Consider the following 12953-nt stretch of genomic DNA (forward strand, 5'->3'; position numbering starts at 1 on the left):
ATTCATTCCATATTATAATTTAATTTGAACAGGTTTGTTTTTCAATGCAATTTTGTAAGCACCTCTCACTTTTTCGTAAGGCAGTTTTACCTCCTGATCTACTCTTAAATAAGCATTTGGAGTATAAGCTGTTTTTGCATCTAAAGTAATAGTGATGGCACCTGTTTTAGTATTGTAAGTTACTTTATTAAAAGTTCCTGCATCTAATGTCAACCATACTTTTTTAGGAGCAATAAACACTTTAGATTTTGCCGCTGTTGTAATAGCTACTTCAACCTCATCTCCTTTTTCTTTTACATTACCTCCAAAAGCCAGCCAGCCGTATTCTTTTTCATTGGTAATAAAAGTGGCGGTATTTACGGCATAACCAAAGAACCCGGAACCATAATCTCCTGATAAATAATCAATTTGTAATGTTTCGGGATAAGAATGAAAAGCAGCAGGCCCGAAACCATCCTGAGTGATATTTGAAATTCCGCCTAATAATCCGCCATAACCGACTTTTAGTAAATGAAAATCATCCGGTGTTTTTTTATACTGTTCCAAAACCGGAATCGCATTCAGTGCCGAACCATAATGATGAATCTGACGCTCTACTCTTGATAATTTTCCTCCGTAAAGAAAGTCCCAGTATCTGCGGGCATTTCCGTTATAAGCCCAGTGTGGCATGGTAGGCATATAAGCCAAAATAGCGTCTAGTGTAATTTTTGCTTTATCATTATAGCCGAAATAATCTGACCACATGTATACTTCTTCCTGACCTGTAGAATCCCAGGGCATTTCACTTCCAAAAGGATAATTTAATGTTCTCCAATGATCGGCTCTCAATTTCATTTTAGCTTCCAGATCATTAGCCATTTCTGTATATCCTTCGGTTTTTAAATCTTTCAAAATCAATAAAAATACCGTTCCTTCCATTTGTCCAAACTGCGCATAATAAGGTGCAATTCTTGTCATCGCAACGCTCGTTTCGTAAGCATTTTTTAAATACCAGTCCCAACTGTGATTCGTAACCAGACCTTCATGATATCGTGCCAGACGGTACATCGTCCAGTGTGCAGCGGCAACGTGCGGATAGTTGTAGGATCTTCCCGGATCATCAGAACCTTTTTTATCCCATGCTGCCCAGGTTTTATAGTTCACGTCTTTGCTGTATGTTCCTTCCGGCATTAATTTGGGCTCGTAATAAAACACACTTTTTTTAACGCCGAATTTCAGCGTATCGGCAGTATTGTACTGAATTCCGCCCCACAATGTTTTATCTACAAACTGTTCCAGTTTTTGTATTTCTTCTTTGTCTGGATCAATCAATTGTTTCATAATTGCTCCTAACCAGCCGCCTGCTCCGCCTTCATCACTTAGACCCGCAATCCAGACACGGCTGTCCTGACTTACCTGCTTTTTGGTTTCATAATCGTATGAAATTACAGAAGGGTTTCGATGAAACGGATCGTTTTTTTCATCAAACCATTGTGCTGTTGTCGAGAAATGTCCAAAATCAGCTACTGTGTTTGCTTCTGATTTTATTACTTTATAATTGATGGTCTGTTCTAATCCGTCTTCGTAGGTAACTGTTAATCGGGCTCTTCCCCATTTTTTTCCGTGTACCGCATATTGAAAATAACCATTCTTGTTTTTTGATTTTTCTTCTACAACTAAAGCGCCTTGCGGTTCAATTTTAATAGCTTTCACCGCTTTATTGTATTTCAAAAAAAGCTGACCATCAACATCCTGAGGCAAAACATAACCCGGAACGCCTACTGCAACAGGACGCTCGTTTTGAATTAAAGAAGACTGGATATTTTCAATTTGATCTGCCAATACAAATTTCAATGCAAAATTTTTAACTTCTCCTGCTTTTAAAGTCAATGAAGTTGGTGTATTCCATTGTTCAGCGTTTTTCCATTCCTGATCGGCGTACGCTTTACTAAAAGGCATCCATTCGTGGAAACCTTCAAAAACAATACTTCTTGGCGTATCATCATCCAATAATGGGCGATACGCTTCAAAAGGCATATTGGTTTCCGGCAATAATAACAGCGCCGGTCCGTGTCCGCTTAATCTTTTTACTTCAAGATAACCCGCATCTTTACCAATATAAGGATCAAAGAATACATTGTGAAGGTGTGTTTCATCTAAAGATTTACCTTCGAGAATATTGTTAAAAATCATCGGAATACCTAAAGCTCCTATTTCCTGAGTGGTATTTGACTTGTTGGTAATTTCAAAACGCAGAATTAAGTTTCCGTCTTTTTCTTCGTAAAAACGTTTTATTGTTACCGGAATATCAGCAGGCAATGTATTCGAAAGATCGGCTCCTGCCAAAATAGTTCCTGAAACATTTAAAGCCGTTACAGCTGCTCTTTTTGAAGCTGTCGAATAGCTTTTCCAGCTTCCGTCTGTCGCTTTAATTCGAAGATTGATATCGCCCAATTGATATAAACCATCTTTGTCACGAATCGATAGTCGGTCACCTGGTGTAAAATCGAAAGTTTTATCTGAAACCGGCGACAAAGCGGCAACAGTTTGAGAAGATTTCAACAATTTGATTTCAAAAGACTTTGTGTTTAAAGTCGTAAATCCCTTATCTATTTCGAGCGTTGATTTTTTCGCTTTAATCTTATTCCAATATTCCTGCGCCTGTAAACTATTTGAAGCAATGAAGCAGCAAATCATTAAAGCCAATACTTTTACTTTTTTCATAATTCGTTATTTTTTAAGACCTGAATAAAAAGCTATTCAGAAATATTTTTTACTATTTAAAATCAGTCGAAAACTTCCAGTTTGTTTTATAATCTTCAGCAACAGGCAAATCCTCTAACAAGATCCGGAGCATTTCTACCGGCATTATATTTTCTCTTAAAACCCTGTCATGAAACTGTTTTTCTGTCCATCCTTTGACTAAAAGTTCGTTTCTTAAAGCGTAAAACTGCAATCCTCCTGTCATGTAAGCTACCTGATATAATGGTGCATCTCCACTGGCAAAAGAACGTCTTACTTCTGCTTCTGCGTTTGCGTACTCATGACCAACTTCATTAACCAATAAATCAATACATTGCTGTGGTGTCATTTCACCCAGATGGTATTTTAATGAAAATATGATTCGGGCACAGCGGTGGATTCTCCAGAACAGCATTCCTAATTTTTGTTCCGGTGTCTGCGGAAATTGTTTGTTCCAAAGATTGATTTCCCAATACAAAGCCCAGCCTTCCATCCAGAAAGGAGTATCAAAGGGCTGACGATACGATTTGTAACGGCTGTTCATGAAAAACTGCAGATTATGTCCCGGCAGCAATTCGTGCTGAACTGTTGCAAAAGAGAAATTGGGGTTATTGCCACGCATGCTCATCAGTTTATCTTTCTGATCCATATCTTCAGTCGGATACGAAATACTGATTTCCCAGCCTCCCGTAAAAAACGGATTTATTTTTTGGCGCTCCGGCGTCATCATAATCATTTGCCAGGTTTCTTTGGTCAGTTCCGGAAAGGTTATCAAATCCCTGTCTTCAATAAATTTTACTGACTTATTGTACAAATCTGTTATCGCCTGAGGCTGTTCTCCTGCAGGAACATAAGTATCTTTTACGTGTTCTAATGCCTTTTTCCAGTCGTTTCCATAACCCAATTCTGTTGAAGCTTTGATCATTTCTTTTTTACACCATTCGAACTGATTTTGAGCTGTCGAAATCAATTCTTCCGGAGTGTACGGAATGTATTCGTACGCCAGACTTTTAATGATGGCTTCCCTTCCTATTGGTTTTCCAATAATTCCGCTTCCGTCATCTTTTAAACTTGTCTTAGAATAATTGGTTCTTAGAAAATCCTCGTAGGCTTTGAGTTTTTCCGATAGTTTTTTATACGGTTTTTCCATCCACCAGGTAAAATCGGGGTCATAGCTGTAATAGAATTCATAAGCTTCTTTTAATGATTTCTCAAAAGAAACTACCGATTTTGCGGCTTTATCTGCTGCAAACCAGTCTTTAAAAGGTTTGTTTTTTAGCTGTTCTGTTTTTTTATCAATAGAAATTCCGGCCACATCAAATGCTTTTGCCAATTGACTGGCAACAGGGCGTTTTCCTCTTCTTCTTTCCTTTATAAAAAGATTAATTTCATCTGTAAAATCCAAAACCGAAGCCACTTCTTTGTATGCCTTGTACTCTATCTGCAAAAAATAATCCTCTTTGCTGATTAAATTTTTAAGCAGTAAATAATCAACTTTTCCATCTTTAGATAAATTTTTAAAATCGATACTTTTTACCTTTTTTGCCCAGTCTTCATAAAATTTAGAAAACCGCACATAATATTCCTCCGACTCATTATTGGAATAAAAATTTTGCAGTGCCGTTTTATCTGCCTGGTAGGTATTCACTACATCTATAAGTTCACTGGAAAATGAAGGTGTTATCATAAATAAAAATAAAATAAGACTTAAAATTGATTTTTTCATGCTTTTGATTTGATGATTTTTAATGTTTTACGATGTTATTTCAATGTAACATCCAGATAAACCGAATGACGTCCGTAGGTTTCGTAAAAAGGTTTATAAGAAACTCCATCGATCGTAAATTCTAATTTCTTTGGATCTCCCTGAATTGATTTACTAATATCTTTTACGTCTAAAGTCACTTTGCGCCAGTCTTTTATCGGCTCAGGCTCCTGAGCTGCCAGCAAAACCGGTCCGTAAAACAAGCTTGCAATATTTTGCTGATCCATTACAGGTTCTAAATGAAATTCAAATGGCATACGCAATTCGATTGTGTCGCCGTCTTTCCATTTGCGGTTTAAGGTAAGATAGCTTCCCGGCTGGGCTTTTACTTTTTCATCTTTGCCATTTATTTTGACAAAAAATCCTTTTGTGGCCCAATGCGGTACACGCACTTTAATATCGAATTTACCCGTTCCTTTGATAGTTAATCGTGTAAAATCTTCTTTAGGAAAGTCCGTTGTCTGTTCTATGGTTATGTTTTTCTCTGTCCATTTTAATGTTGACGGCACATAAAGATTTACATAAAGCGTATTATTATCGGCACTTTTAAAATAAATTGAGTTCTGAAATTTCGTGTTGCTTTCAATTGCCGTTCCGTTGCAGCAGGTAAAACCAGTCATGTGCGGATTTCCAAATTGTTTTACCGATCCCGGTCTCAACGGCACATGATACGTATTTGCCGGACTATTTTCGGCCACAGAAGCCAAAATATGATTGTAAAGACCACGCTCGTAATAATCCATTAATTCTCCACGCTGCTCATACAGAAACAAATCTCCGGTTAATTTTAGCATATTATAAGTGGCACAGGTTTCGTTCTGACCGCCTGATGAAAAACCATTTTCGTAAATCGTCGCCGGCTGACTAATAAAACATTCTGCATTGGCCGGATTTCGGGCTCCTGCAACTCCCCCTATGCTGTACATGTAATCGTTTACTGTTTTGTTCCAAAAATTATCGGCTACGTGATAATATTCAGGTGTATCAGAATCACGGTACATTTCAAGCGCACCCATAATCTGCGGAATGTGCTGATTGGCATGTAATCCTCTAAAAGTATCCACATTTTTAGCCAGTCCGTGCGAATGGTTTGCGTCGCCGTAAAACACTTTGATGTTGTCAAATAGTTTTGCAACCTCTAAATAATGAGCATCTTTTGTGATTCTGTACAATCTTGCCATTGCCTCATTCATTCCGCCAAACTCTCCGGCAATGTAACGGTTCCACATACTGATCAGCGTTTCTGTCGGCAGTTTTTTCATTCGGGCATACACCCAGTCTCCCATACCTTTGGCGGTTGCAAGTGCTTTTTCGTTACCGCTTACTTCGTACACATCCATTAAACCGGCCAAAATTTTATGTAATGTGTAATAAGGTGCCCAAATCTGTGTTTTCTGTCCGCCATAAGTAGCTCCATTTTCTAACATAATAAACTGATCCGGCGGATAAGCGCTGATAAAGCCTATGCCCCAATTCTCATAATCTGTGCGAATACCTTCCGGACTCAAATCTGAATCATAGGATGTTTTACCAGGACCAAATGGAACAGCAGTTGGATCTGACACAAATTTTCCTCCTGCTGTTTTTGGTTTGCCCGAAAGCTGAGATAATTGGTACAAAGTATTGACCATATACTCCATTTTTTGAGCAAAATTCGCCTGAAGCGTTTTGTCATAACCTGTCCCCGCATAAGCCTGAGCAATGGCAGTCAAATAATGTCCGGTGGCGTGTCCGCGTAATTTGGTTTCCTGCGTATCCCAAACCCCAAGCGGTTCAGCTTCTTTTGGCTGTTCCTGCCCAAATGCATTTCGAAACATATAAAGAAAAGAATCCGGATCTGTCGTTGCAAGTGTTGAGATAAACTTATTGCGGTTTTCAATAAATTTAGTTTCCTGTCCTTCTGCATCTGTATTTAATGAAATTTGCTCTAGTTTGAAAGCCTCTAATTTACGCTGTGGCGTAGCAGCTTCTTTCGCCTCTTTTACCGTTACTATAGCTTTGGGTTTTAAATCTGTCCCCGAAACACTTCCGGTTACTGTATATTGTCCGCTTTTTAATACCTGACTATTATCCTTCGGCGAAGGCCAGATTACCCGAACTTCCGGTCCCTGAATTCCGTTTTTGTAAACACCTTTTATATAATTCGGTAATCTTGGAAGCGTTCCCGAAACAGTTTCTACTTTAACATCTGAAACACTTGTCAGGAATTGATTGTAAAGCTGTGGTGTTGTTCCTGAAAATTTTGGCAAATCTGTTACTTGTTCTTCCGGAGCTTCTTCTTCCTGACCTTCTTTCAAAGCATTATTATAAATTCTGGTAATTTGTTTATCAGTCAAAGGAACTCTGTAAATTCTGAAATCGTGTAATTTGGCATTCAGATAAATATTTTCGTCTGTCAGAGATTTTCCAATGTAAAGCAGATTTTTTGATGCTGTATTATAGTCGAATAATTTTGCTAAATCAAGTGCTGCATTTTTAGTTTCGCTTACCAAAATTCCATTCACAAAAGTGCTGATGGATTTGGATGGAATATTGATTACAACAGCAACATGATTCCATTTTCCAGTTTCAAGTGCCGGTGACTGCGATTTATACTTTGCTCCTTTTTCAGTGATAACCTGAGTCAGGGTTCCTGTTTCATTTTCTGTTCCTGACGGTGCAAAAAACAAATGTGAATTTGAGTTTTTTCCAAAATCAAAAAAACGCTGTTCCTTTTGTGACGATCTCAAATAAATCCATCCTGTAATACTGAGGGATTCCTCTCCTATCAATCCATCAACCGGAATCGAAACAAAAGCTTTGCTGTCTGCCGGCAACGAAAGTACTTTTCCAAACAGGTCATCGTTTACGAACTTTGCTTTGGAATCTTCAATTTTACCGTGCAGATTATTTCGGGACCAGTCTTTTGCATCACCATCAAAAACATAGCGGGCAATTAATCCTGTTTCGCCGATTCCGTCCAAAATCTGATCGCCGTTTTGCGCCTGTAAACTTATGGTACATGATGCCCAAAAACTTAACATTCCACAAATAAATAATTGATATTTTTTCATGCCTAATTCTTTTTCTTCCGATTTAAAAATCCTTTATTTTTCTTCTTTCCAGAGATTTTCTAATTATAAATTTCTTCCCAGGTCGGCGGTGTAACGCCCAACAAATGCTGAACAAAATAGTCTCTGCGTTTGCGTTCGCCGTAATCTCCTCCTGCAGAATGCCCCATTCCGGGAACAGTTACTAATTCAAAATTTTTATTAGCTTTTATCAAAGCATTTGCAAACTGCATGGTTGATGCCGGATCTACATTATCATCAAGTTCACCGAGAATCAGCATTAAGTTTCCTTTTAATTGTGCGGCATTTGCTGTATTCGAACAAGCTTCATATTCTGGTCCAATTGGATAACCCATCCATTGTTCGTTCCACCACATTTTATCCATCCGATTATCGTGACATCCGCATGATGAAACGGCAACATCATAAAAATCAGAATTAAAAACTAAGGCTGCTCCCGCATTTTGCCCGCCGGCTGATGTTCCGTGAATACCTACTTTATCAATATTCATATAAGGATATTTTGCTGCTGCTGCTTTCATCCAAAGTTTTCTGTCGGGGAAACCTCCGTCTTTTAAATTTTTCCAGCACACATCATGAAAAGCTTTAGAGCGATTTGACGTTCCCATTCCGTCAATCTGAACCACAATAAATCCTAATTCTGCCAGAGATGACATCGCCCAGTAATACGGTTGAAAATTCTTTGGGACAAATGAATCCTGCGGTCCAGCGTATATGTATTCGATAACCGGATATTTACGATTCGGATCAAAAGTAGTCGGACGCACGATAACGCCCCAAATATCTGTTTTGCCGTCTCTTCCTTTGGCTGAAAAAACTTCCGGTGCTGTCCAGCCTGTTTGCTGCAGTTCTGAAATATCTGCCTGCTGCATTGCTAAAACTGCTTTTTGAGTATCTGTACTTTTTAAAACCGTAACCGGAGGCAAATCTACCCTTGAATACTGATCGACATAATATTTATAATCCTCTGAAAAGGTTACTTTATGATTTCCGTTTTCGGTGGTTAATCGTTTAAAGTTTTTTCCGTTAAAGTCAATTCGGCAAAAATGAAGCAGATATGGATCCTGATCGTTGTCTAAACCACTTGCTGTAAAATAGATCTGTCTGTTTTCTTCGTCTACTTTAATCACTCCACGAACCGGCCAATTGCCTTTTGTAATCTGATTTTTTACTTTTCCTGTAACCGCATCATACAAATACAAATGATTCCAGCCGTCACGCTCCGAAGCCCAGATGATTTCATTGCTTTTTTTACTATTATGACGAAATCTTTTTCCGCTGTATTCTACAAAAGTCGGACTGGTTTCTTCGATAATTACCCTTACTTTTCCAGTTGTCGCATTTACTTCCAGAACACGATACACCTGATGCCCACGCTGATTGTATTCAAAAGTAAAAACGCTGCTGTCATCTTTCCATTCTATTTCTGAAAGATCGTATTGCTGCTGAAATAAATCGGTTGCAACTGCAATTTGTTTTTTCGAAGCCACATCAAACAACTGCGGACTTTTGAATGGCAGCTGATCTCCGGGTTTTAAATATTCTCTCGTTTGTAATTTTGGCTGAAACTGATCTTTTGGGCTCGATTCTACAAAATAGATTTTATGTTCTTCGCCCGGTCTGACTTTATAGGCCATAATTTTCCTGCTGTCCGGCGACCATTGCAGATAAGATGAATAGTAAAATCCTTTGGAGCCATCATAACTCAATTGGGTTTCTGTTTTGGTCTTTTTATCTTTTATATACAAATTGTAATTTTTGATGAAAGCCACATACAAAGAATCCGGAGAACCTACTGGTTTATTTCCCAGTTCATCAAAACTTCCGCCCCAATAGTCATTATTTCTTAAAGGCTTTTTATAAGCGCCAATTTTAGTGAGTTCGTACGTTTTTAAATTACAGGAAATTTTTACTGTATCTGTGGTAAAAACAAGAGTTGACAAGGTTTTATCAAACTCCAGATTTTCTATAGGCAAGTCTTTTGCTTTTACTTCCTTTTTTAAAAATTTTGATAAAGACTCCACAAAAAGAGTATGATCAAATGCTGCGGATTGTTTCTGCTGTTTGGTATCCACCAAAAGAAATTCTTTGCCTTTTTTAATATTATTACTGTACCATACATAATCATTTCCAATCCAGTGAAATTCTTTTGGACTGTTGATGACCTTATTTTTAAATAAAGAATCTACAGCAATTGCTTTCTTGTACTCTTTCAGTGTGCCCTGGGCATAGCTGACCAAACACCATGAAAGCGTTAAAAGGACACTTATTTTTTTATTCGTTGTCTTCATAATTTTCATATCAATAAAAATAATTAATAATTATTGAGCCGACTGAGTTAATATTAACACATAGTAATACAATATTACCCACCCAAAGTAAGATTTGAGAAAAAAGCAGTTATTAAACACTAATAACTAAAAGCCAATTAGAAGCTCATTATTCGGAGACCTAAAGAGTTTCTTTTTCTTTAATTAAATAATAGACCGGAATACCAATCAGCATAATTAAAACGCCCCAGCCACAGGTTGATACTTTTGTAAACAATAATGAAACAGCAACTGCAGAAGCAATTATGATATACAACCATGGTAAATAAGGATATCCGACAGCTTTGTAGGGACGGACAGCATCCGGTTTTTTCTTTCGAAGAATAATTATTCCGTAAATCGTCAGGATATAAAAAATAAGTACGATGATAATGACGAAATCTAATAAATCACCATATTTTCCCGTAAGGCATAATACACACGCCCAAATGCATTGTGCCCAAAGTGCCCATTCGGGAACGCTGGCGTTGTTAAGTTTTGCTGCTTTTTTGAAAAACAAACCGTCGTTTGCCATTGTATAATACACTCTCGCTCCTGCCATGATTAATCCGTTGTTGCAGGCGAATGTCGAAATCATAATCATGAGTGCTATGATGAATGTTCCGATGTCTCCAAAAATATATTGCGAAGCGACTACTGCTACCCTGTCGGATTTTGCGCCGGCAATTTCGTTAAGCGGAATAACAGCTACATACATCAGGTTTGTCAGTACATAAATAATGGTTACAATCAATGTTCCTAAAAACATGCTCAGACCCACATTTCGTTTCGGATTTTTAATTTCCCCTGCAATAAAAGTTACGCCAGTCCAGGAATCACTTGAGAATAAAGTTCCAACCATCGCTGCCGAAATTCCCGAAATCAAAGCTGTTGTTCCAATTGGAAACCACGAACCGTTTTCGGTATTAAAAGAGCGCGGCGTCCAGGCATCTGCCCAGTTGGCGTTCCAAACGGAAGATTTTGCTGCTAATGTAAATCCGAAGATAATAAGTCCTGAAATAGACAGAATTTTTATAATGGTTAAAATCGTCTGCAGAATTTTACTGTTTTTGACACCTTTGGTATTCAGATACGTCAGAAAAATAACAATTACTATCGAAACAATTTGTGCTGTATTAAGTTTAAAACTACCGATTTCGTACAAGATATTTTCATCACCCACTACCGGAATTAAATAAGCTGTAAATTTTGAAAATGCGACACCAACTGCCGCAATCGTTCCAGTTTGAATGACTGCAAAAAAACTCCAGCCATAGAGGAAGGCTGTTAATTTATTGTATGCTTCTTTTAAATACACATACTGACCGCCGGCATTAGGAAACATCGCACTTAACTCGCCGTAACTAATCGCTGCAATCATGGTAATTAATCCCGAAATCAGCCATATCAGTATGAGCCATCCCGTTGAGCCTACCTGTCTGGCGATATCGGCACTAACAATAAATATTCCGGAGCCTATCATGGAACCTACCACGAGCATGGTTCCGTCGAGAAGACCGAGTTCTTTTTTAAATTCTTCCTGGTTATTGTCTTTCATTTTTTGGTTTGTTTGTTTGTTTTTTGTTTGTTTGGTGATTTTAAAATATCACAAATTCTAAACCTGGTTAGGATTCAGAACTTCTTTCGATCCATAATTTAAAATCAAAATAAGTAAGTCGAAAGTTTAAAAGTCATAAAGTCAAAAGAAGCAACATTGTTGATAATATTTGAATATCAACATTTTATCTCTTTTGATTTAATTTTAAAATATGACATTATACTATGTTTGTTACTTAGCATTATTAAAAAAAAATCAGCTTCATTTTAACATAAGATGAAGCTGATTTTTTTTAGAGTTGAAACATTTGTGTATCGACAGAAGTTGGTTTTTCAGAAATAATCTCCGATACTATTTTTCCGGTTGCAGGCGCCAGACTTAGTCCCATCATGGCATGTCCCGTAACCACCGTTAAATTTTTAAGTTTTTTGTCTCTGGCGATTATAGGCATTCCCGAAGGCGTACAAGGCCTGAATCCGAACCAGGTGTCTTCTTCTTTTGGCATTTCGATTTTTAAATCCGGGTAGAAATCGTTTATTGAATTTACAATTCCCTGTAACCTGTTCTGATTGATTTTAGTATCTTTTGTATGCGTAATCTCCATTGTGCCTCCAAAACGAATATCAGTATTCATTGGTGTTACAGCCACTTTCCCTTCGCATAAAATAGATGGAACTGAGGGCTTATGATTTTGATCTTTTAAGGTGAAACTGTATCCTTTTCCAGGCAGGATTGAAATATTTACATTTAGTTTTTTAGCAATTTCAGGACTCCATGAACCGGTTGCCAAAACTATTTCGTCTGTTGTAAAAGTACCTGTATCAGTTACAATTTCTGCAACAGCATTATTCTTTACAACAAAATTATTTACAGTGGTCTGCGAATGAATTTTCACTTTCAGTCTGTTCAGTTCATCTTTGATAAACTGCATGAATTTTTGTGGATAAATATGGGCGTCACTTTTATAATGAACACCACCAATTACATTCGTTGCCGTGCCTTTTTCTAATTTTGAAACTTCTTCTTTGGAAAGAAAATCAACTTCTAATCCTAATGCTTCGGCCAGTTTTCCCTCATGATGAATTTCTTCGGCGGTTTTATCTGTTTTATAAAGCATCAGAAGGCCTTTTTCTTCATAAAAAAAAGAATTGCTTTCTTTAGCAAAATCCTGATACAGTTCTTTACTCAAAAGTGATAAATCACATAGTGCGGGCATTGCTTTTTCGACATGTTTCAGGTTTGCATGTTTATAAAACTGTAGTCCCCATTTCATTAAATCTGCATTTAATCGGGGCTTTACATAGAACGGACTGTGGCTATCAAACATCCATTTTATTCCCTGAGCAATCATTCCCGGCTGGGCTAGCGGAATAATATGTGAAGGCACAATCATTCCGGCATTTCCGTAAGAGCAGCCGTCATTCATATCAGATTTATCAAAAACCACTACTTCATAACCTTCTTTAGCTAAATAATAAGCCGAACATAAGCCTATTATTCCCCCGCCAATTATACTTACTTTTTTCATT

6 protein-coding genes are annotated in these 12953 nt (G+C 37.6%); all 6 read right to left on the reverse strand.

Annotation, left to right across the window (positions count from 1 at the left end; genetic code table 11):
- Window positions 1-12 precede the first annotated feature (12 nt).
- Window positions 13-2703, reverse strand: a complete 2691-nt coding sequence (locus tag AAEO57_RS07190) for a DUF5695 domain-containing protein (protein ID WP_341691038.1) — start codon at window positions 2701-2703, stop codon at window positions 13-15.
- A gap of 52 nt (window positions 2704-2755) precedes the next feature.
- On the reverse strand, window positions 2756-4447 hold the full coding sequence (locus tag AAEO57_RS07195; protein ID WP_341691040.1) for a DUF885 family protein: 1692 nt from the start codon (window positions 4445-4447) through the stop codon (window positions 2756-2758).
- 35 nt (window positions 4448-4482) lie between these two features.
- Window positions 4483-7539 carry a beta-L-arabinofuranosidase domain-containing protein gene (locus AAEO57_RS07200; RefSeq protein ID WP_341691042.1) on the reverse strand — a complete coding sequence of 1019 codons (3057 nt, stop codon included), beginning with the start codon at window positions 7537-7539 and terminating at the stop codon, window positions 4483-4485.
- Between the two features lie 59 nt (window positions 7540-7598).
- A complete protein-coding gene (locus AAEO57_RS07205) occupies window positions 7599-9848 on the reverse strand; it encodes a S9 family peptidase (RefSeq protein WP_341691044.1) in 2250 nt (749 codons plus the stop codon).
- A gap of 160 nt (window positions 9849-10008) precedes the next feature.
- Complete coding sequence (locus AAEO57_RS07210; protein WP_341691046.1) at window positions 10009-11424, reverse strand: APC family permease; 1416 nt, start codon at window positions 11422-11424, stop codon at window positions 10009-10011.
- 292 nt (window positions 11425-11716) lie between these two features.
- The gene (locus AAEO57_RS07215; RefSeq protein ID WP_341691049.1) at window positions 11717-12952 is read right to left on the reverse strand and encodes an NAD(P)/FAD-dependent oxidoreductase; all 1236 of its coding nucleotides are present in this window, start codon (window positions 12950-12952) and stop codon (window positions 11717-11719) included.
- Window position 12953 lies beyond the last annotated feature (1 nt).

This window comes from Flavobacterium calami, from assembly GCF_038290035.1.
GTDB lineage: Bacteria > Bacteroidota > Bacteroidia > Flavobacteriales > Flavobacteriaceae > Flavobacterium > Flavobacterium calami.

Bases quoted from the DNA above. Each gene is read 5' to 3' on its own strand.
- AAEO57_RS07200 (WP_341691042.1), bottom strand. From the start codon at position 7,539: ATGAAAAAATATCAATTATTTATTTGTGGAATGTTAAGTTTTTGGGCA.
- AAEO57_RS07205 (WP_341691044.1), bottom strand. From the start codon at position 9,848: ATGAAGACAACGAATAAAAAAATAAGTGTCCTTTTAACGCTTTCATGG.
- AAEO57_RS07210 (WP_341691046.1), bottom strand. From the start codon at position 11,424: ATGAAAGACAATAACCAGGAAGAATTTAAAAAAGAACTCGGTCTTCTC.
- AAEO57_RS07215 (WP_341691049.1), bottom strand. From the start codon at position 12,952: ATGAAAAAAGTAAGTATAATTGGCGGGGGAATAATAGGCTTATGTTCG.
- AAEO57_RS07195 (WP_341691040.1), bottom strand. From the start codon at position 4,447: ATGAAAAAATCAATTTTAAGTCTTATTTTATTTTTATTTATGATAACA.
- AAEO57_RS07190 (WP_341691038.1), bottom strand. From the start codon at position 2,703: ATGAAAAAAGTAAAAGTATTGGCTTTAATGATTTGCTGCTTCATTGCT.